We start from the raw sequence: 19,998 nt of genomic DNA, 5'->3' as shown, positions 1-19,998 counted from the left end.
TTCAGCAAGGGGAGGAAGCGGCATGACACAAATTACCGTTAAAGCACTGAGTGAAGAAATTGGTACACCAGTAGACCGCTTATTAGAGCAACTTGCTGATGCAGGAATGAACAAAGCCGTTGCCGATCGTATCTCGGAAGATGAGAAGCAGAAGTTGCTGACTCATTTACGTAAAGAGCACGGCGATGCGACCGGCAGTGAGCCAACGCGTTTGACACTGCAGCGTAAAACCCGCAGCACACTAAGCGTAAGCGCAGGTGGCGGTAAAAGTAAGGATGTTCAGATCGAAGTGCGCAAGAAACGTACCTATGTTAAGCGCAGTTCTATTGAAGATGATGCGGCTCGTGAAGCGGAAGAAGCCGCAATGCGTGTCGCGGAAGAGCAAGCTATCCGTGAAGCGGAAGAAGCTGCACAACGCGCGGCAGCAGAAAAAGCCAAACGTGATGCAGAAGAAGCCGTTAAGCGCGAAGCTGAGGCCAAACGTGTTGCTGAAGAAAAAGCGAAGCGTGAATCGCAAGCTACCGCACAACCACGTTCTGACCAAGATAAATTGAAGCAAGAAGCAGCGCGCAAAGAAGCCGAGGCGCTAAAACGCCGCCAGGAAGAAGAAGCAAGACGTAAGGCCGAAGAGGAAAGTCTCCGTCAACTTGAAAAAGTACGCGAATTGGCTGAAAAGAATGGTGAGCGCTGGTCTGCTGAAAAAGAGACTGTAGGTGATATGCAAGAAAATACCGATTACCATGTAACCACTTCGCAATATGCTCGCGAAGCGGAAGATGCGGCAGACCTTCACGAAGAAGGTGCTAGTCGTCGTTCGACAAAAGCGAACAAGAGAAAAATGTCTTCGCGTGACGATAACCAAGAACGTGATTCTCGTCCTCGTGGTGGCAAAGCGGGTCGTAAAGGCCGCATCCATAAACCAATGTCTATGCAGCACGGTTTTGATAAAACGGCTGTAGTTGCTAAAGCAGATGTTGTGGTTGGCGAAACCATCATCGTTTCTGAACTGGCACAAAAAATGTCAGTAAAAGCCACTGAAGTGATTAAAATCATGATGAAGATGGGCGCCATGGCGACCATTAACCAAGTGATCGATCAGGAAACTGCACAACTGGTTGCTGAAGAAATGGGTCACAAGGTTGTGATTCGTAAAGAAAACGAATTAGAAGAAGCGGTTCTTTTGGATCGTGACGACAAATTTGAAGAAGTTTCTCGTGCACCGGTGGTGACCATCATGGGTCACGTTGACCACGGTAAAACGTCAACTCTGGACTACATTCGTCGTACCCACGTGGCCTCTGGTGAAGCGGGTGGTATTACCCAGCACATCGGTGCTTACCACGTAGAAACCCCGAATGGCATGATCACCTTCCTCGACACTCCTGGACACGCTGCGTTTACCGCCATGCGTGCACGTGGTGCGAAAGCGACGGATATCGTTGTGCTAGTGGTTGCGGCAGACGATGGTGTAATGCCGCAGACGGTTGAAGCGATCCAACACGCGAAAGCGGCGGGTGTACCGCTGATTGTTGCAGTGAACAAGATCGATAAAGAAGCGGCGAACCCAGATAACGTAAAAACCGAACTGGCGCAGTACAATGTTATGCCTGAAGAGTGGGGCGGCGATAACATGTTCGTCCACATCTCAGCCAAACAAGGTACCAACATTGAAGGCCTACTTGAAGCTATCCTGCTACAAGCTGAAGTTTTGGAACTGAAAGCGGTTGAGCAAGGCATGGCATCGGGTGTGGTGATTGAATCACGCCTTGATAAGGGCCGTGGTCCAGTGGCGACCGTTCTGGTTCAGTCTGGTACTCTGCATAAGGGTGACATTGTTCTGTGTGGTCAAGAGTATGGCCGTGTGCGTGCAATGCGTGATGAAGTGGGCAATGAAGTTGAAAAAGCTGGCCCATCAATCCCAGTGGAGATCCTTGGCCTGTCTGGTGTGCCAGCTGCTGGTGATGAAGCGACAGTGGTACGTGATGAGCGTAAAGCACGTGAAGTGGCTAACTACCGTGCCGGTAAGTTCCGTGAAGTGAAACTGGCTCGTCAGCAGAAATCGAAGCTGGAGAACATGTTCTCCAACATGACCGCAGGTGATGTCGCTGAATTGAACATCGTTCTGAAAGCGGACGTACAAGGTTCAGTAGAAGCAATTTCGGATTCGCTGCGCAGACTCTCGACTGAAGAAGTGAAAGTGAACATCGTTGGCTCTGGTGTTGGTGGTATCACTGAAACCGACGCGGTATTAGCGGCAGCTTCAAACGCAATCGTGGTCGGCTTTAACGTACGTGCAGATGCTTCAGCGCGTCGTACCCTTGACACTGAAAATATCGATCTACGTTACTATTCAATCATTTACCAATTGATCGATGAAGTGAAACAGGCGATGAGCGGCATGCTTGCTCCTGAGTTCAAACAAGAAATCATTGGTCTGGCTGAAGTTCGTGACGTATTTAAATCACCGAAACTGGGTGCGATTGCTGGTTGTATGGTCACCGAAGGTGTCATCAAACGTAATGCGCCGATCCGCGTCCTACGTGATAACGTGGTGATTTACGAAGGTGAACTGGAATCTCTGCGTCGCTTCAAAGATGACGTGGCAGAAGTTAAGAATGGTTACGAGTGTGGTATCGGCGTTAAGAACTATAATGATGTTCGCGTGGGTGACCAAATCGAAGTCTTTGAGACTATCGAAATCAAACGTACCATTGACTAATCAACCACGGTTGCATTAATCAAACCAAGGTAGGTTGTTGAATACACCATGGGGGGCTGGTCAAAACCATCCCCCCATTCTTTCTATTAGTGAGAATAGATATGCCGAAAGAATTTAGCCGCACTCAGCGTGTGGCACAGCAATTACAAAAAGAACTGGCGATGATCCTGCAACGTGAAGTGCGCGATTCTCGTCTCGGTATGGTCACCATTTCTGATGTGGAAGTGTCACGTGATTTGGCTTATGCCAAAGTGTTTGTGACTTTCCTGTGCATCGGTGAGCAGACGCCAGAATCTTGCCTAGCCGCGCTGCGTGAGCATGAAGTTGCAGTACGTATGCTCCTTGGTAAGCAGATCCGTCTCCGCTTAACGCCAGAAATTCGTTTCTATTACGACAACACTTTGGTGGAAGGTATGCGCATGTCGAACCTTGTAACTGAAGTCGTTAATACTGACAAGCGTCGTATGCACGAAGCGGGTCGTGATGAGGACGAAGCGTAATGGCTCGTCGACGTAAAGGTCGGATTGTTCACGGGGTGATCTTGTTGGACAAGCCGACTGGGATCTCTTCTAACGACGCTTTGCAAAAAGTTAAACGTCTCTATGGGGCAGAAAAAGCCGGCCATACTGGTGCGCTCGATCCATTAGCAACCGGCATGCTGCCGATTTGCCTTGGTGAAGCGACTAAGTTTTCGCAATTTCTGCTCGATTCCGATAAGCGTTATCGGGTAATCGCAAAATTGGGCGAACGTACCGACACTTCAGATTCTGATGGTCAAGTGGTGCAAACTCGCCCGGTTAATGTCGAGCGGGATACGCTGCTCGCGAGTATCGCCAAGTTTCGTGGCGAGACGGATCAAGTGCCATCGATGTTCTCCGCCTTGAAACATCAAGGTCGTCCACTGTACGAATATGCTCGTCAGGGCATTGAAGTGCCGCGTGAAGCGCGCAACATTACCGTGTATGAGATTGAGCTGCATTGTTTTGAAGGCGATGAAGTGGAGATGGAAGTGCACTGCTCGAAAGGGACTTATATCCGCACTATCGTTGATGATCTGGGTGAAATGCTCGGCTGTGGCGCACACGTGACTATGCTACGTCGGATCGGGGTCGCGAATTATCCGTATGCCAGAATGGTGACCTTAGAGCAACTGCAAGAGTGGGTTGAGCAAGCTCAGCGTGAAGAAAAAACCGTGGCAGAGGTGCTCGATCCGCTGTTATTGCCGATGGATACTGCAGTAGAGGCATTACCGGAAGTCAATGTGATTGCTGAGCTGATTCCGTTGGTGCAACATGGCCAAGCGGTACAGGTCGCTGGCGCACCAACCGAAGGTATGGTGCGGATTACTGGCGGCGAGCATAAATTGTTTCTCGGGATTGGTGAAATTGACGGTCATGGCCGAATTGCCCCTAAACGTTTAGTAGTGTACGGCGAATAATCTCATTTGCTGTAAAGCCATAGAAATGGGTGTCGTTGTTTGAACTTAGTTTTCATGACCTGACGCTAAATCGTTCTTATAGCATTTTTATGACGATTGAAGCAGAGTTTCAATCGTCATTTTTCATTGTTAATCACATACTGTTGATATTCTTAATTATATATACCGAATCAACTTGAAGATGCTGGCGGCTTTGTTGCTGAATTCAGCTTGCGAGCGGACGCTAGCTAAATCGTTCACCTTTTAGACGATATACTGAGTTTCGGGCATACCTATCCCAGTTAACTTGTTGAGTGCTTTGATCATCGCGTAAGTCTCCCAACTTGTGCATTGTAATTGCGAAGAGTGAGTGATGCTCCAAGTAACTGTTTCACGCGATACATAGCGGTTTCAGACAATGAACGCCTGTGGTAACCATACTTCTGTTTCCACTTTTTGTTCGACCCATAGAGTTTCTGGCAGCCAACCGCCAGATTGCGTGGGTGCCCCTTTCCCAGAAGGCTGCTCCCTCACGCGGAGGGATTAAAGGTATCGCTTTCTTAACCCTAATTGCCCTATGGCATTCCCTTGTATCGTATGCGCCATCTCCCGAGATCTCCTTGATGGCTCTGCTTGTTTGCTTGAGTAGATTGGGGAGTACTTCTGCATCTGTCACGCCCGATAATGTCAGCTCAGCCGCGATAATTTCATGCGTATCGGTATCAACGGCAAGATGGAGTTTACGCCAGACTCGACGCTTACCATCGGTTCCATGTTTTTTCACTTTCCATTCGCCCTCACCGTATACCTTGAGTCCAGTTGCATCAATGGCTAGGTGCTGAATCGTGCCTCGTGAAGAGGTTTTAAAACAAACCTCGACATCCTTAGCTCGGCGACTTATGCAGGTATAGTGGGGACAAATCAATGGAACATTTGCCAATCTAAAAACTGAGTCGATAAAGCCTTGTAGCGCTCTTAAAGGTAAGGAAAAGATGCGCTTTACCATGAGAGCAGTTGTGATAGCAAGGTCACTAAACAATCGTGGTCTACCACGTCTATCCTGTTTAGTTTGTTTCCACTCAGTTATCGCTTCTTCGTCAATCCAAAACGTGAGTGAACCTCGGTTGACTAGGGAGCTATTGTACTTGTGCCAGTTAGTGGTTTTGTAGCGAGGCTTCGGCATGAAATTAAAGTCAGTGAATGAATGCTCCTGATCTGATCGTAAGATTCTGATTTAGTTCATTCGATTTATGCAACAAAGCCATTTCCTTTCGATCCGCTCATCTGATGATGAGCGGATATTTTATTTGTACAGTTAAAGTTTTCTAAAACGTGATCGGTAAAAATGTCTTATCCCCCTTTTTAGTCTCTTGTTGTCTATCTTTAATCTTCTGTTCACGGGGACTACTACCGTTGCCCTCGCATTGCGTGAGACATTCCGCTTGTGCGGCTTAAGAATCTTCCCTATAATTCGCGCTTCTCGTGTCGGCTGAATCAGAGATTGGCTGACACAAACTTAAACCTTAACTCTTTAGGAGAGAATTATGTCTCTGAATGCAGAAACTAAAGCAGCAATCGTTGCTGAATACGCACGTTGTGAAAATGACACTGGTTCACCAGAAGTACAAGTAGCTCTGCTGACTGCTTCTATCAACCACCTGCAAGGTCACTTCCAAGCACACAAAGGCGATCACCACAGCCGTCGTGGTCTGCTGCGTATGGTTTCAAGCCGTCGTAAGCTGCTGGACTACCTGAAAGGTAAAGATCTTTCTCGTTACCAAGATCTGATCAAACGTCTAGGCCTGCGTCGTTAATTCGTCGCTGTACTGCACAGTTTGTATAGAAAAGGGGCTTATGCCCCTTTTTTGCTGCCTAAATTCGCTATCTAATTAGCTATCCTTTCGCTAAGTAGTTTATACTAGCCGCCGTTCAGTCTATGTGGCTGAACAAGTTTGTGCTCACGGCATTACAGTCACCGCAGTCGACCAAAAGGTCGCGGCTATTAAAAACAGACTGCTCTCTCAAGAATATCCCTAAGTACCCAGTCTTTTTTTACTAGTCGCGATTAGTAGTGCTTTGAGTATTGATGATTTAATTTCAGGCAAGTCCTGAAGATAAGGAATACTCATGTTCGAAAAACCAGTAGTAAAAACGTTTCAGTACGGTAACCACACCGTTACTTTAGAAACGGGTGTTATGGCTCGCCAAGCCACCGCAGCCGTAATGGCGACCATGGATGACACTTCAGTGTTCGTCAGCGTGGTAGGTAAAAAAGAAGCGGTAGTCGGTCAAGACTTCTTCCCACTCACCGTAAACTACCAAGAGCGTACTTACGCGGCAGGTAAAATCCCAGGTGGTTTCTTCAAGCGTGAAGGTCGTCCATCGGAAGGTGAAACCCTGACTGCACGTCTGATTGACCGTCCAATTCGTCCTCTGTTCCCAGATGGCTTCACGAACGAAGTGCAAGTAATTGCAACCGTAGTCTCAGTGAATCCAGATGTGCAACCAGATATGGTGGCGATGATCGGTACTTCTGCTGCGCTGGCAATTTCTGGTCTGCCATTCAATGGCCCAATCGGTGCGGCACGTGTTGGTCACATTGATGGTCAATTAGTGCTTAACCCAAGTGAAAAAGAGCTGAAGCAGTCTCGTCTGGATCTGGTGGTTGCGGGTACTGAAGGCGCGGTGCTGATGGTTGAATCAGAAGCACAGATCCTGAGCGAAGAAGAGATGCTGGCGGCTGTGGTATTTGGTCATGATCAACAGCAAGCAGTGATCAACGCGATCAATGAATTTGCCGCTGAAGTTGCGACTCCTGCATGGCAATGGGCTGCACCAGCTGAAAACACTGAGCTGAAAGGCAAAGTGGCGGCTTTAGCTGAAGCGCGTCTGGTTGAAGCGTACCAGATCACTGAGAAAATGGCGCGTTATGATCGCATCCATACCATCAGTGCAGAAGTGACGGCGGCTCTGCTGGCTGAAAACGAAGCTTTAGATACTAAAGAAATTCACACCATTTTCCACGATTTGGAAAAAACCGTTGTACGTCGCAGCATCATCGCGGGTAATCCACGTATCGATGGCCGTGAAAAAGACATGGTACGTGCACTTGACGTACGTACTGGCGTATTGCCACGTACTCACGGCTCAGCGCTGTTCACCCGTGGTGAAACTCAAGCACTGGTGACCGCAACGTTGGGTACACAACGTGATGCGCAAATCATCGACGAGCTGACTGGCGAGAAGAAAGATCACTTCCTGCTGCATTACAACTTCCCTCCATACTGTGTGGGTGAAACTGGCTTTGTGGGTTCTCCTAAGCGTCGTGAAATCGGTCACGGCCGTTTGGCGAAGCGTGGTATTGCAGCGGTAATGCCATCGGCAGATGAATTCCCGTACACTGTACGTGTTGTGTCTGAAATCACTGAATCAAACGGTTCATCTTCTATGGCTTCTGTGTGTGGTTCATCGCTAGCGCTGATGGATGCCGGTGTGCCAATTAAGGCTTCTGTTGCGGGTATCGCAATGGGTCTAGTGAAAGAAGACAATGATTTCGTCGTACTGTCAGACATTCTAGGCGATGAAGATCACCTAGGTGATATGGACTTTAAAGTTGCGGGTACTGCAACGGGTGTTACTGCACTGCAGATGGACATCAAGATTGAAGGTATCACCAAAGAGATCATGCAAATTGCACTGAACCAAGCCAAAGGTGCTCGTCTGCACATTCTGTCGGTGATGGATCAAGCGATCGCAACTGCGCGTAATGATATCTCTGAATTTGCTCCACGCATCCACACCATGAAGATCAGTGTTGAGAAAATCAAAGACGTGATCGGTAAAGGTGGTGCAGTGATTCGTCAACTGACTGAAGAAACTGGCACTACGATTGAAATCGAAGATGACGGTACGATCAAGATCGCAGCAACTGACGGTGATCAAGCGAAAGAAGCGATCCGTCGTATTCAAGAGATCACCGCTGAAGTTGAAGTGGGCGTGATCTATACCGGTAAAGTGGCTCGTCTGGCTGATTTTGGTGCGTTTGTAACCATTCTGCCTGGTAAAGATGGCTTGGTACATATTTCGCAAATCGCTGATAAGCGTGTTGAAAAAGTGTCAGACTACCTAACTGAAGGTCAAGAAGTTCAAGTGAAAGTTCTTGAAATTGACCGTCAAGGCCGCGTTCGTCTGAGCATGAAAGAAGCGGTTGAAACTTCAGCCGAAGTAGTCGAGCCAGCGGCACCTGCTGCAGAATAATTTACCGTTGATGGTAAAAACAACGCGGCTTTTCTTTTCATAGCCAAAGCGTGTTATAAAGGGGAGCGTTATTCGCTCCCTTTTTTTATGCGAAATCCACAGGAGTATGATGAGTGAAATGGTTTCGATTACCGATCGCGCTACTAGGATTGGCGGTACTGTCTGGCTGTGCTGCGCAGCATAAATCGGCCACTCAGTGGCTGTATCCACCGATGGCGGTGCCACTACAAGCCTCTGTACAGCAAGAAGTGCAAATTGCTCGACTCAGCCAATTATTGTTAAGAACGGATCTTGATGCAGAACTGCGCGCTAAGATGTTGTTTGAACGTGGGAATAATTATGACAGCGTTGGCTTACGTGAATTGGCTCAGCTCGATTTTACTCAATCGTTGGCGCTCAATCCGGCGCAACCTGATGTGTTTAATCTGCTTGGGGTGTATTACACCGAAGCTGGGGAATTTGATGCTGCGTATGAAGCTTTTGATTCAACGCTAGAATTAGACCCAAGTAATGAGTATGCGGTGCGTAACCGGGCGATTGCTCTTTATTATGGTGAGCGGCCACAGTTGGCGTTGGAAGAGATCACTAAGCATTATCAACAAGATCCCAATGATCCTTTTCGTGCCCTGTGGTTATACATCATCGAAAGTGATGTCAATCCAGAGCAAGCGCGTATCGACCTACTACAACGTTATCAGCAGCATGATGAGCAGTGGGGCTGGGTGTTAGTTGGGTTAATGTTGGATCAGCTACCAGAAGAGATCGCGTTTAAAGCGATTATCGCCGGCTCTCGTGAAAATGATCTGTTAGCCCAAAGGTTAACCGAAGCCTATTTCTACCTTGGCAAGCGTTATCAAATGCAGGGCGAACTGGCGCAAGCACTATCCTTGTATAAGCTGGCCATCTCATTCAATGTGTATGAATACGTAGAGCACCGTTATGCCTTTCTTGAGCTAGGGCGTATCTTCCAGCAAGTGCGTGAAGAACGTTTAGCCACATCGAAAGCTGAGTCATCGACTCCTTAGTGTGATCTTCTGATTATAAAAAGCCGCCGAACGCGGCTTTTTTTATGCCTGCCATCTTGCTAATATAGTTAGCAATGCTAATTATGTAGTGCGCTTTATGTTAGAAACTAATCTTGAGAAAATGGAACGTTTTGCGGCTAAGGTGTGGCGCAAATATGCCAAAGAAGATCCTTTTGCCCAGCTCAGCTTCAATGAGTACGACTATTTGAAAGTGCTGCAGAATGCCCCGCAAGCGATTCGTTTAACCGATTTGGCTCAGGCATTAGAGGTGAGTAAGCCTTCGGCGTCCAATATGCTTAAAAAGCTTGAGCGGCGGGGGTTAGTCAAACGAGTTTGCTGCGCGAAAGATGCCCGTGCTCAGTTGTTTGAGCTGACAGAACAGGCCGAGCAGAATTTGGCCTATGAAGCGCGAGTCTATCAAACTTTAGCCCAGCAAGTGGCGCAGAGCTTGTCGGATGAAGAAGTGGTGATCCTCGATTTGCTACTCGGCAAAGCATTGCGCCAATCGTAAATTTTTATTAGATAAGCTAATTAAGTAAGACGTATTGTTATGATGAATCGTTCAATTTACCGACAGTTTGTTCGCTATACCATTCCTACGGTCGCGGCGATGCTGGTTAATGGTCTCTATCAAGTGGTGGACGGTATCTTTATTGGCCATTATGTCGGTGCGCAAGGGCTGGCTGGGATTAATGTCGCTTGGCCGGTGATCGGGACTATTTTGGGTATCGGCATGTTAGTGGGCGTCGGCACTGGAGCGCTGGCTTCGATCAAGCAAGGGCAAGGTGATGCGGAGAGTGCAAAACGCACGCTGGCGACGGGCTTAACCAGTTTACTGCTGCTAGCGCCTTTAGTGGCATTGATCTTATGGTGGAGGGCGGATGATTTTTTGCATTGGCAAGGCGCGCAAGGGCGGGTATTTGAATTAGGTCAACAATATTTACAAGTGTTGTTGGTCGGCTGTGTGTTTACCTTGGGCTCTATTGCGATGCCATTTCTGCTGCGTAACGATAATAGTCCCAATTTGGCGACTTTACTGATGGTGATTGGTGCGCTGAGCAATATTGCACTCGATTATCTGTTTATTGCTTGGCTTAATTGGGAGCTGACGGGGGCAGCGATTGCCACTACTTTGGCACAATCGATCGTGAGCTTGCTTGGCTTAGCGTATTTCTTCTCCAAACGTGCCAAAACCCGTTTAACCCGCCACTGTCTTAAGTTGGAGTGGCGCACGTTACCTAAGATTTTAACCATTGGCGCTTCGAGCTTTTTTATGTACGCCTATGGTTCAACCATGGTCGCGCTGCACAACACCTTGATGATTGAATATGGTGATCCGGTCATGGTAGGGGCTTACGCGGTGATGGGCTACATAGTGACGATTTATTATCTGACAGTTGAGGGGATTGCCAATGGTATGCAGCCGCTAGCCAGTTACCATTTTGGTGCGCGTAACTATGGCCATATTCGGCAATTATTACGCTTAGCGATGAGTATTGCGGTGCTGGGCGGTATGCTATTTGTCATGCTACTCAATCTGTTTCCTGAACAGGCGATTGCGATTTTTAACTCTAGCGACCGTGAGCTGATGGCCGGTGCGCAGATGGGGATAAAATTACACCTATTTGCTATGTATCTGGATGGCTTTTTAGTGGTGAGTGCGGCGTATTATCAATCGATCAATCGCGGTGGTAAGGCGATGTTTATTACGCTTGGTAATATGTCGATAATGTTGCCATTTCTACTGATTTTGCCACTGTTTTTCGGTTTGACTGGGGTGTGGATTGCACTGCCAATCTCCAATATTGTGCTGGCTACGGTGGTGGCAATCATGCTGTGGCGTGATGTGCAGCGCTTGGGTAATGCAGAGCAAGTTTGCCCAGTATAATCGTGTTCAAGCCCACTCAGCGGGCACCTGTCCGCTGAGTGGGTCGTTAAGTTTAGTTGGTAGTTTAGCCGATAGTTAAGCTTAGTCGTTTTTAATTGCCAAGCCGGCTAATTGATGCCAATAACCATTACATTGGTGCTGGGTGATCACTTGTGGTTTTTGCCCATGCTGATTAGCTTTGAACTGCTGGAGATGCTGGAAGGTTTCGACTCCAAGTGGGCTTAAACGCACCACATCGACTAATCCAGCCATGCTGGGCAAATCATTCACCAAGTTATAGCAATAACCCGATTGGGTCTGAATACCATTGAGGTTAAACACTGATTGCCCTTCTTGGCTTGCCACCTGAATCCCAGTTGGGTAGCGAATACAGCAAGTTTCACACTCATCTTTGGCGCGATTTTCTGCTCGGGCCGTGAAGCAGCGTGCGGAATAAGCCAGCGGAAGATAGCCATGACTAAACACTTCGACTTCAAACTTGCCGCTAATACCTAACTGATCACACTGTTGCAAGGTATTGACTAACCAGTCGCGTGATAATTCTACCGGCATACACCAGCGGATCATGCCTTGTTTTAAAAACAGCTTTAATGTGTGTGCGTTATAGGTGTTGATGGCGGGGCCAACGATAAAAGGAATGCCTTTTTCGTGTGCCATTTGTACTGCAGAGACATCATTGGCTTCAATCGCAAAATCACCGTTATCGATGTATTTTTTCATCAGGTTGATTTCGCTGGGGGCTTCAAGCAGGGCCATGGTGGAGAGCACTACTTGCTTACCGGCAGCCGAAAGGGATTTGGCAATTTCCAACCAGTGCTGTGGCTTGAGCTCACGCCGTTTTGAACACACCGTTTCGCCAAGATAAATGATATCAGCTTGGCTCGCTTCGGCTTGAGCATAGAAACGGTCGACGTCTTGTTTGGGCCAAAAATAGAGTAGAGGACCTAATGCATACTTCATAATCGTGTGACCTTATTGCCATTGACGGTGATAAGCACCGAGTGTGGTTTGCGTTCCTTCCGACACATTGGCCAGTGCCACATCCCACTGGGGTTCGACCTGATAATGGGCTGGATTGGCCAGATAGCGATCAATTGCGGCGCGCCATGTGCGAGTCACTTGCTCAACATACGCAGGACTGCGTTGGCGACCTTCAATTTTTACTGACGCAACATTGGCAGCAAACAGCTCAGGCAGCAAAGATAAAGTATTTAAACTGGTTGGCTCTTCTAAGGCATGGTAACACTTATTTTGCGTATCAATTTCGGCGATAAAACGCCCCTTACATAGGGTTGGATAACCGGCATTTTCTCCAGCGGCATACTTATCAATCAGGATCTCGTTTAGGCGAGATTCAAGCCCTGATTCGGTTTCTTGCCAGCGCACATATTTGGCTGGCGAGCATGCTCCGACGGTATTGGGCGACTCTCCGGTCAGATAGGATGAGAGATAGCAGCGCCCTTCGGACATGATGCACAAACTACCAAAGGCAAACACTTCCAGCTCGACACCTTGTGGAATATGACGCGAAAGCTGCTTAACCTGATGGATCGACAGCACACGCGGTAGCACAACCCGTTTGACGTTAAAATTCTGATGATAAAACTCAACCGCTTTAACGTTAGTGGCTGATGCTTGCACCGATAGATGCAGCTCAAGGTGTGGATATTTGCGCGCCGCGTACTCTAGTACGGCAATATCGGCGATGATTAAGGCATCGACGCCAAGATCGGCGGCTTGATCGACAGCGGTAGTCCAGCGTTCAAAACCATGTGGGTGAGCAAAGGTATTGAGCGCAATATGAATTTTTTTGCGGTGATCGTGCACATATTGCACTGCTTTTTCGAGTTTCTTGCCGCTAAAATTAAGACCGGCAAAATGGCGGGCATTGGTATCATCTTTAAAACCGATGTAAACCGCATCGGCACCGCAATCAATCGCTGTTTTCAGGGCCGGCAAATTTCCGGCCGGACAGAGAAGTTCCATAGCGTAAGGCTCTGAATTCAGGGAATAGTGTCTGCATTTTAGGCAGGATTAAGCGCAGCAGATTTGATATAAGGCAGGTTTCCGATAATCAAAACCAAATTACCCCCTTAGAGGGATTTGTGATGACGACGATTTTGGGCGAAGAGTTCTTCCACTTCATGCTTTGGCTGTGGACGATAAAAATGGAAGCCTTGGATCGAATGGCAGTTGAGGTTAGAAAGCAAAGTGGCTTGGTGCTGGGTTTCTACCCCTTCCGCGACTACAGTTAAACTCAGCGAGCGCCCCAAGTTGATGATGTTTTCTATCACTGTCAACTGCTTAGGCAGAGTATCGATATCACTGATGAATGCGCGGTCAATTTTTAATTCATCAATCGGGAAGCGAGCTAAGTAGGCTAGCGATGAATAACCGGTGCCAAAATCATCGATGGATAAGCTAAAGCCTAACTTTTTAATCGCATTGAGCATTTGTAACGTGTGTTCGCTATCACTCATCACTGCACTTTCGGTTAGCTCAAAAGTGATGCAGTTTGGATCTAATCCACTGGTGCGCAGCAATTTTTCTAAATAGTCAATTAACTGAGGGTTACCAAATTGCTCTGGTGAGATATTGATGGCGACTCGTCCTGGTAAAATGCCTTGCAGTTTCCAGCGTTTAACGGTGGCGAACACTTCACGCATCACCACGCGACCTAAGTGTTCAATTAAGCCCGCTTTTTCTGCCACCGGAATAAAGGAGCTTGGGCTGATATAACCCTCAATCGGGTGCTTCCAACGCACCAGTGCTTCTGCTCCATTGATACTGAAATCGCGCGCGTTGACTTTCGGTTGATACCAGACTTCTAAACCATTTTGCTGCAGTGCTTTTTGCAGTTCAATTTCCAACCACAGACGCATACGTGCTTCTTTGTTCATCTGGTCATTAAATTTGATCAAGCGATTGCGGCCACGTTCTTTGGCTTCATACATTGCGGTATCGGCATTTTGTAGCAGTAGCCGCGCATCATTGCCATCTTGCGGATAGCACACGCTACCAATTGAACAGGCTAAACGCTTACTAAAATGGTGCAGATCAAACGGCTGATTAATCAAAGAAATAATTCGCTCTGCCAACATCTCGGCGGAACGATGGTGCTCTGGATCGGGTAAAATTAGTCCAAATTCATCACCGCCCAAATGGCCCAAAATCGCTTGTTGAGGCAGCAGACGTTTTAAACGTGCGGCGACTTCTTTAATCACCTTGTCGCCAATATGATGACCGAGTGAGTCATTGATATTTTTAAAATTGTCGATATCCAGATACAGCATCACCAGCGGGGTTTCGTTGTGGATACACTGTTGTAAACGCTTAGTAAAACCGTGTCGATTATACAGACCCGTTAGGCTATCGATATGAGCATCGACCTGGGCGGTAGTTGAAAACACTTTGGAGGTATCATCAGCACTTTGTAATAAAATCAATTGTGCTTGATTACCGAGCAGTGAGGCATGCTTGGCATGCAGTTGCACTTGGTGCTCAAAACCACATCTTGGTCCGGTTAGACAGACGAGGGGCCTTTCGGTCAGTTGAGTGGCGAATTGGTTGGAGAAAACGGTTTTGGTTTTTTCATCGATAAACAGGCGCGATAGGTTTTCACCTAACAGTTTTTGCGGATCCTCAAAGCCCAGTAAGCGTGCGGCCGAGGGATTCGCTGAGAGAATGCTGTCGTTCTCCACCATCAGCAAGCCATCGGGCAATAGGCTGGTTAGTAATGCATAGTTAGTTTCAGACTCTTGCAAACTGCGTACTAAAATCTGTTTTTCTGAGCTATCAAGCGCGTGAAATACGATGTATTGCACTTGTTCGTTGACCACCAGCGGTGACAGTGAAAAGTGCAAACTGGTTTCGAGGTCTATTTCACTCAGTGTCAGCTCGGATTCGATGTGTTGATTATTAAAAGCTCGTTCATAGAAGGGTTTAAGGTGGTTGTAAAAATGTTCGCCTAACACTTGCTTATCACTCATACCGACCATCTCTTCACATGGTAGGCCAGCAATATCACCATAGCGCTGATTGACCATCACATACTGGTGTTGATCATTAAGGATGGCAAAAAAGAACGGACTATGTGACGTAATTTTTGCAAACCAGTGCTGGAGTTGGGATAGAGCTTGAACTGACATCAAGTGATTACCAACGGTCCATACGCAGTGACATTTATGTGATCCCTTCTAAATTGAGCCTGATATCGGCGGGAGTTGATACGAGCTGATGCAGATTATGCTGTTCATCATGACTTGGTTTCAACCACCGTAATTAACACTGATGATCAGAATGTTACACTCCGATCTGATAACTGAGTCACTATAACCGCGATTGCTAGCATAGAAAAGCTTCTCAGCCTCAAGTTATTTTTTTGATACATAACAGGAATCGGTATCCTGACATCCAGTATGATGTGCCTAGACAGACTAACAAGGTAACGGATAACGCTCGTGTTAAACAAGATTCGCACTCAACTGGTTCAGAACGCGGCTTCAATTTTGCGATCTCCAATCCACTTATTGCCTCAAAACGTTCAAAAAAAAGCCTTGCTTGATGCAATGAGTTTAGTATTTCGCGAGGCACTACAAGACGGAGATTTTGAGTTTTTGGAAGATAAATGGCTGAAAGTCGAAATAAAAGATCTCGATTTGCGTTGGTTTATCAGCTATCAAAACGATAAATTGGTGGTGGCGGATAGTCCTGTCGAGCAAGATGTCAGCTTTAGCGCTGAGTTAAATGATTTAGTGCTGATCGCGGGGCGTAAGGAAGATCCTGACACGCTATTTTTCCAACGCCGTCTTTCGATTGAAGGCGATACCGAACTTGGATTAGAAGTCAAAAACCTGATGGATAGCGTGGATCTGCAACAATTACCTAAACCTTTACAGATTTTACTTCACCAGTTAGCCGATTTTGTGCATAAAGGGATGTCAGTAGCGAACTCATCCCAAGAGGTTATTAATGCTTATTCGAACTGAAGCTCCCGCCGATATTCTCGTGGTCGATCAACTGCTCAAAGAGGTTTTTGCCACCGAGGCAGAAGCCGAATTGGTCATGGCACTACGTGAAAATGGGCGGCGTACCTTATCGTTAGTCGCTTGTGATGATGAGGGTGAAATTGTCGGTCATGTGCTATTTAGCCCAGTAACGGTCGCCGGTGAAGATTTGAATTGGCAAGGCTTAGCGCCTTTGGCGGTTAAGCAAGCATATCGTCGTCAAGGGATTGGTGCAGAGTTGGTTAAAGAAGGGTTAAGCTCACTCGGTGAGTTAGGCTATCCGGCTTGTGTAGTGCTTGGCGATCCAGCTTATTACGCTCGGTTAGGTTTTGAAGATGCGGCTCAATATCAGCTCTATTGTCCTTGGGAAGTGCCGCAAGGTGCATTTCGCGTGGTGGGATTGTGGGAACGAGAATTAGACGGTCGTCATGGCTTGATTGAATATTGTCCAGAATTTGCCAGCGTTTAGTCGTTTATCATCGACCTAGCCGTAGAGAAAGGAGCTTTTGAGCTCCTTTTTTGATTAGCGCTTGAGTCGGTTATCCTCGGTTTGTTAGCATGGTCACTTAAGTTAGTTGCGAGGCATGCATGTTTTCTTCTTCACACTATTTATCCGCGATGGGCATTCAACAATGGGATTTGATCCACCCTGAACGCTTGAGCGGTTTTCAAGTGACTGCGCAGCTATTGGATCCGGATTGTCGATTGTTGCTGGTGGCCAATCAGCCTCCACAAGATGCGGAAATTGTATTGTTAGAGCGCATTCTTAGTAGTTTTAAGCTTGAACTGGCAGTGGTACGTTATATTCAACCGACTCAGCTCAAACAACTGGCTTATCAAGACCTTGAGTGGATCTGGTTTGCTGGCTGTGAACCGATGGTTCACCAAGCACAAAAACAGCTACACTCACCTCGTTTGAGTGAGATTGCCGGCAATACTCAATATCGCCGCGCTCTGTGGCAACAAATTTGTCGTTATCAAGCTGCTACCACTCAAACCACTAGCACGCAAGCCAGCGCGACTCAAATACCGAACAGCCAAGGAACTCATCTATGACGCCACGGTTTAGCGCGATGCAAACTGAACATTTGCAGGCCATTTGGCACATTGAATGCTGTGCTCATTCGCATCCTTGGGCCGAATCTTTAGTGCGTGATCTCTCTAGCCGAGGAGCCTGTCATCAAGTGATGCTGGTTGAACAACAGGTGGTGGGGTATTTCTATGCCCAGAATATCGTCGGTGAAGTGACGCTACTCAATATTGCGATAGATCCCGCCGAGCAAGGTAAAGGGTATGGTAAGCAACTGTTAGAGCATTTTATTGAGCAGTGTGAGCAACAACAGGCGGAAAGCGCTTGGCTTGAAGTTCGTGAAAGCAATCAGCGCGCTTTTCAGCTGTATCAGCAGGCGGGTTTTAATGAGATTGATCGGCGGATTAACTATTACCCTGCCGCTAATGGCAAAAGTGAAGATGCAATCATCATGAGTTATCTATTTTTTTGAGCAATCCATGTTTTTTGAGCAATCCATGGTGAGCGGTAAGCGGTCGATTTGTGCATAGCTATTGCTAATAAAGCGCTGCGCGATCTCCTCTGCCCGTAGCGGTTTGTCAAATAAGTAGCCTTGAAATTGCTTGCAGCCAAGCTTTTTAAGGGCGGCAAGCTCGCAAACATCCTCGACACCTTCCGCGATGACTTCTAAGTCCAGTTTCCGTGCAATCGCCAAAATAGTATCGACGATGGCTTGATCGTTATCGTTGAGATGAAGCCGATTAACGAAAGAGCGATCGATTTTCAAAGCATCAATCGCCAAGTCTTTTAGATAACGCAGTGAAGAGTAACCCGTACCAAAATCATCAATCGAAATACTGATTTGACTCTCTTTGAGTTTGGCCATTTTTTGCAGCGCATTTTCGACGTTTTCCAGCAGTAAGCCTTCGGTGATCTCAAACTCAATCTGTTCGCCAGTGATCCCCGTTTGCTGCAGAATATGCTTCACTTGTTCGATAAACGAATCTTGTGCAAATTGTAATGGGCTAATGTTGATGGCTAAGCGGCGAAAATGCGTGGGTAGAATACCTTGTTTTTTCCATTGGGCGTATTGATAGCACGCTTGTTCGATGATCCAGTGACCAATTGACAAAATCAGCCCGGTTTCTTCGGCAATCGGCATAAATATTCCTGGTGAGAGTAAACCCCGTTTAGGATGATGCCAGCGGATCAGCGCTTCCACGCCAATCAGTTGCCCATGTTCGTCCACTTGTGGCTGATAATAAAGCTCTAATTGATGTTGTTTAAGCGCTTCATGCAGTCCTTTTTCGATCTCTAGAAAAGATTCCACCTGTGCCTGCATTTCTGGCTCATAGAAGACAAATTTATTACGGCCACTGGCTTTAGCTCGATACAGGGCTGTGTCCGCCTGACGTAACACATCAATATTACGGCATCCAAGCGCTGGGAAAATCGCGATGCCAATACTCGCGGTACAATAAAGTTGGTGATCATCAACCGTGTAAGAGTTGGAGATCAGCTTGAGCAGTTGTTTGGCGAGTTTTTCGGCTTTATTGGGGGATAAATAAGGGATCAACACCACAAACTCATCACCGCCAATCCGAGCGGATAAATAAGAATTTTTGGCCCAAATATCCATCCGTTGTGCCACGGATTTGAGCAATTGATCGCCAATCGTGTGGCCAAGTGAATCATTGATGGTTTTAAAACGATCAAGATCGAGATAAAACAACACGCCAGTGGTGTGTGAGTTTTCGGCGGTTTCAATCGCATCACTCAGCTTTTGCAGTAATAAACGGCGGTTGGCTAAGCCGGTTAAGCTATCGTAATAAGCAAGCTGGTTGAGCTTGGATTCGGCCAATTCTTTTTCTTGCCACATGGATTGAAAGGTCGAGGCTAACTCGCTCAGTTCATCATTTTGCTTGATCCGAGTTGGTAATGCTGCGCGTTGTGTATCATTGAGTGAGTTGACCCAATTGATAAGCATAGTGAGTGGCAATGAGAGCTTTTGATAGAAAAAAATCAGCAAAATCGAAGTCAGTAAGATATTTCGCAACAGATCAAACAACAAATCATGGGTGGTTCTTGCGATAAACATTCTGGCCAGTGAAAACCCATCAATATAGAAGCTCAGCTTACCCACAACCTGATCCGAGTTGGGCTGATGGAGATCCATACTAAACATCGAGACTTCAGGGGTTAGATAACCCGCCAGTACACTGACTAATCGGGTTTCTTCACAAGCATCGCGCGCGGTACTGCTCATCACATCACCAAAATCATCGACAATTTCGACTTTGGAGATGCCTGGATCAAGCATCAAGGCGGTCGCCACTTGTTCCGCCTGCAGATTATTCAAGTTATACGCAGCTTGACTGGCATTCTTATAACTTTGTGCCAGCTTAATGTTGTAGTACTCCTGTACCTTAGCTTGCTCATCGTGTAGGTCGGCTAAGGTGTGGTATAGACTAAAACCGAGCCCTAATAGCACCGAAACTAAAAACACACTTTTAGCTTGTTTAAACGCCAAAGAATGAAATTTGCGAAATTGGGTCATCGGTTGAGCTCGTGATTAGTCTCATTCTAAAGTTATGTCAATCATTCCCAAGATATGAAATAAAGCACTTACTGGTCGGATATGTTGCATCAAGTTGCACTGGTTGGGCATAGAGACGTA

15 protein-coding genes and 2 pseudogenes are annotated in these 19,998 nt (G+C 47.0%); 12 read left to right on the top strand and 5 right to left on the bottom strand.

Features of this window, described 5'->3' with window-relative positions:
• Positions 1-22: 22 nt before the first annotated feature.
• The 3 genes from infB (at position 23) to truB (ending at position 4,157) form a co-directional block, all read left to right on the top strand.
• Positions 23-2,719, top strand: a complete 2,697-nt coding sequence (gene infB / locus G7083_RS03280; protein WP_166013573.1) for a translation initiation factor IF-2 — start codon at positions 23-25, stop codon at positions 2,717-2,719.
• A 101-nt stretch (positions 2,720-2,820) separates the two neighbouring features.
• Positions 2,821-3,219 carry a 30S ribosome-binding factor RbfA gene (rbfA, locus tag G7083_RS03275; protein WP_166013572.1) on the top strand — a complete coding sequence of 133 codons (399 nt, stop codon included), beginning with the start codon at positions 2,821-2,823 and terminating at the stop codon, positions 3,217-3,219.
• Positions 3,219-4,157, top strand: a complete 939-nt coding sequence (gene truB / locus G7083_RS03270; protein ID WP_166013571.1) for a tRNA pseudouridine(55) synthase TruB — start codon at positions 3,219-3,221, stop codon at positions 4,155-4,157. Before rbfA ends, truB begins: the two co-directional genes overlap by 1 nt.
• Positions 4,158-4,400: 243 nt before the next feature.
• Here the strand turns inward: truB and G7083_RS03265 are convergent.
• Positions 4,401-5,319, bottom strand: a pseudogene (locus G7083_RS03265) (IS5 family transposase).
• A 361-nt stretch (positions 5,320-5,680) separates the two neighbouring features.
• Here G7083_RS03265 and rpsO point away from each other — a divergent pair.
• The 5 genes from rpsO (at position 5,681) to G7083_RS03240 (ending at position 11,306) form a co-directional block, all read left to right on the top strand.
• Positions 5,681-5,950 (top strand): 30S ribosomal protein S15, encoded by a 270-nt coding sequence (gene rpsO, locus G7083_RS03260; RefSeq protein WP_000055655.1) that lies wholly within the window; start codon positions 5,681-5,683, stop codon positions 5,948-5,950.
• 313 nt (positions 5,951-6,263) lie between these two features.
• Positions 6,264-8,393 carry a polyribonucleotide nucleotidyltransferase gene (pnp, locus tag G7083_RS03255; RefSeq protein WP_166013570.1) on the top strand — a complete coding sequence of 710 codons (2,130 nt, stop codon included), beginning with the start codon at positions 6,264-6,266 and terminating at the stop codon, positions 8,391-8,393.
• A 113-nt stretch (positions 8,394-8,506) separates the two neighbouring features.
• Positions 8,507-9,418 (top strand): lipoprotein NlpI, encoded by a 912-nt coding sequence (gene nlpI, locus G7083_RS03250; protein WP_166013569.1) that lies wholly within the window; start codon positions 8,507-8,509, stop codon positions 9,416-9,418.
• 97 nt (positions 9,419-9,515) lie between these two features.
• Positions 9,516-9,929 (top strand): MarR family transcriptional regulator, encoded by a 414-nt coding sequence (locus tag G7083_RS03245; protein ID WP_166013568.1) that lies wholly within the window; start codon positions 9,516-9,518, stop codon positions 9,927-9,929.
• Positions 9,930-9,968: 39 nt separating this feature from the next.
• The gene (locus G7083_RS03240) at positions 9,969-11,306 is read left to right on the top strand and encodes an MATE family efflux transporter (RefSeq protein WP_166013567.1); all 1,338 of its coding nucleotides are present in this window, start codon (positions 9,969-9,971) and stop codon (positions 11,304-11,306) included.
• An 81-nt stretch (positions 11,307-11,387) separates the two neighbouring features.
• Here the strand turns inward: G7083_RS03240 and G7083_RS03235 are convergent, their stop codons facing one another.
• The 3 genes from G7083_RS03235 to G7083_RS03225 all read right to left on the bottom strand — a co-directional run bounded on the left by G7083_RS03235 (position 11,388) and on the right by G7083_RS03225 (position 15,454).
• A complete protein-coding gene (locus G7083_RS03235) occupies positions 11,388-12,266 on the bottom strand; it encodes a U32 family peptidase (RefSeq protein WP_166013566.1) in 879 nt (292 codons plus the stop codon).
• A 12-nt stretch (positions 12,267-12,278) separates the two neighbouring features.
• Positions 12,279-13,292 (bottom strand): peptidase U32 family protein, encoded by a 1,014-nt coding sequence (locus tag G7083_RS03230; protein ID WP_166013565.1) that lies wholly within the window; start codon positions 13,290-13,292, stop codon positions 12,279-12,281.
• Positions 13,293-13,399: 107 nt separating this feature from the next.
• Positions 13,400-15,454: a bifunctional diguanylate cyclase/phosphodiesterase gene (locus tag G7083_RS03225; RefSeq protein WP_166013564.1), complete on the bottom strand. Its 2,055-nt coding sequence runs from the start codon at positions 15,452-15,454 to the stop codon at positions 13,400-13,402.
• A 312-nt stretch (positions 15,455-15,766) separates the two neighbouring features.
• On the opposite strand from G7083_RS03225, the gene G7083_RS03220 reads away from it, so the two are divergent.
• The 4 genes and pseudogenes from G7083_RS03220 (at position 15,767) to rimI (ending at position 17,814) form a co-directional block, all read left to right on the top strand.
• Entirely contained in the window at positions 15,767-16,294 is a 528-nt protein-coding gene (locus G7083_RS03220; RefSeq protein WP_166013563.1) for an SCP2 domain-containing protein, read from the top strand.
• On the top strand, positions 16,278-16,781 hold the full coding sequence (locus G7083_RS03215) for an N-acetyltransferase (RefSeq protein ID WP_166013562.1): 504 nt from the start codon (positions 16,278-16,280) through the stop codon (positions 16,779-16,781). The genes G7083_RS03220 and G7083_RS03215 overlap by 17 nt, the downstream gene beginning before the upstream one ends.
• Positions 16,782-16,900: 119 nt before the next feature.
• Positions 16,901-17,305 (top strand): annotated as a pseudogene (locus G7083_RS03210) (DNA polymerase III subunit psi); the annotation flags it as partial.
• 59 nt (positions 17,306-17,364) lie between these two features.
• Entirely contained in the window at positions 17,365-17,814 is a 450-nt protein-coding gene (gene rimI / locus G7083_RS03205) for a ribosomal protein S18-alanine N-acetyltransferase (protein ID WP_166013560.1), read from the top strand.
• On the opposite strand, the gene G7083_RS03200 is transcribed toward rimI, so the two are convergent.
• Positions 17,803-19,878 (bottom strand): EAL domain-containing protein, encoded by a 2,076-nt coding sequence (locus tag G7083_RS03200; RefSeq protein ID WP_166013559.1) that lies wholly within the window; start codon positions 19,876-19,878, stop codon positions 17,803-17,805. The two genes, rimI and G7083_RS03200, sit on opposite strands and share 12 nt — an antisense overlap.
• Positions 19,879-19,998: the final 120 nt, after the last annotated feature.

It is taken from the genome of Vibrio sp. HDW18 (genome assembly GCF_011306175.1).
Lineage (GTDB): Bacteria > Pseudomonadota > Gammaproteobacteria > Enterobacterales > Vibrionaceae > Vibrio > Vibrio chanodichtyis.
Note: the sequence above shows the minus strand (reverse complement) of the source record. Positions and strands in the feature narration are given on the sequence as shown.

What these genes read in the sequence shown, in the direction of transcription:
- infB (WP_166013573.1), top strand. Translation starts at nt 23, where the DNA reads ATGACACAAATTACCGTTAAAGCACTGAGTGAAGAAATTGGTACACCA.
- rbfA (WP_166013572.1), top strand. Translation starts at nt 2,821, where the DNA reads ATGCCGAAAGAATTTAGCCGCACTCAGCGTGTGGCACAGCAATTACAA.
- truB (WP_166013571.1), top strand. Translation starts at nt 3,219, where the DNA reads ATGGCTCGTCGACGTAAAGGTCGGATTGTTCACGGGGTGATCTTGTTG.
- rpsO (WP_000055655.1), top strand. Translation starts at nt 5,681, where the DNA reads ATGTCTCTGAATGCAGAAACTAAAGCAGCAATCGTTGCTGAATACGCA.
- pnp (WP_166013570.1), top strand. Translation starts at nt 6,264, where the DNA reads ATGTTCGAAAAACCAGTAGTAAAAACGTTTCAGTACGGTAACCACACC.
- G7083_RS03245 (WP_166013568.1), top strand. Translation starts at nt 9,516, where the DNA reads ATGTTAGAAACTAATCTTGAGAAAATGGAACGTTTTGCGGCTAAGGTG.
- G7083_RS03240 (WP_166013567.1), top strand. Translation starts at nt 9,969, where the DNA reads ATGATGAATCGTTCAATTTACCGACAGTTTGTTCGCTATACCATTCCT.
- G7083_RS03235 (WP_166013566.1), bottom strand. Translation starts at nt 12,266, where the DNA reads ATGAAGTATGCATTAGGTCCTCTACTCTATTTTTGGCCCAAACAAGAC.
- G7083_RS03230 (WP_166013565.1), bottom strand. Translation starts at nt 13,292, where the DNA reads ATGGAACTTCTCTGTCCGGCCGGAAATTTGCCGGCCCTGAAAACAGCG.
- G7083_RS03225 (WP_166013564.1), bottom strand. Translation starts at nt 15,454, where the DNA reads ATGTCAGTTCAAGCTCTATCCCAACTCCAGCACTGGTTTGCAAAAATT.
- G7083_RS03215 (WP_166013562.1), top strand. Translation starts at nt 16,278, where the DNA reads ATGCTTATTCGAACTGAAGCTCCCGCCGATATTCTCGTGGTCGATCAA.
- rimI (WP_166013560.1), top strand. Translation starts at nt 17,365, where the DNA reads ATGACGCCACGGTTTAGCGCGATGCAAACTGAACATTTGCAGGCCATT.
- G7083_RS03200 (WP_166013559.1), bottom strand. Translation starts at nt 19,878, where the DNA reads ATGACCCAATTTCGCAAATTTCATTCTTTGGCGTTTAAACAAGCTAAA.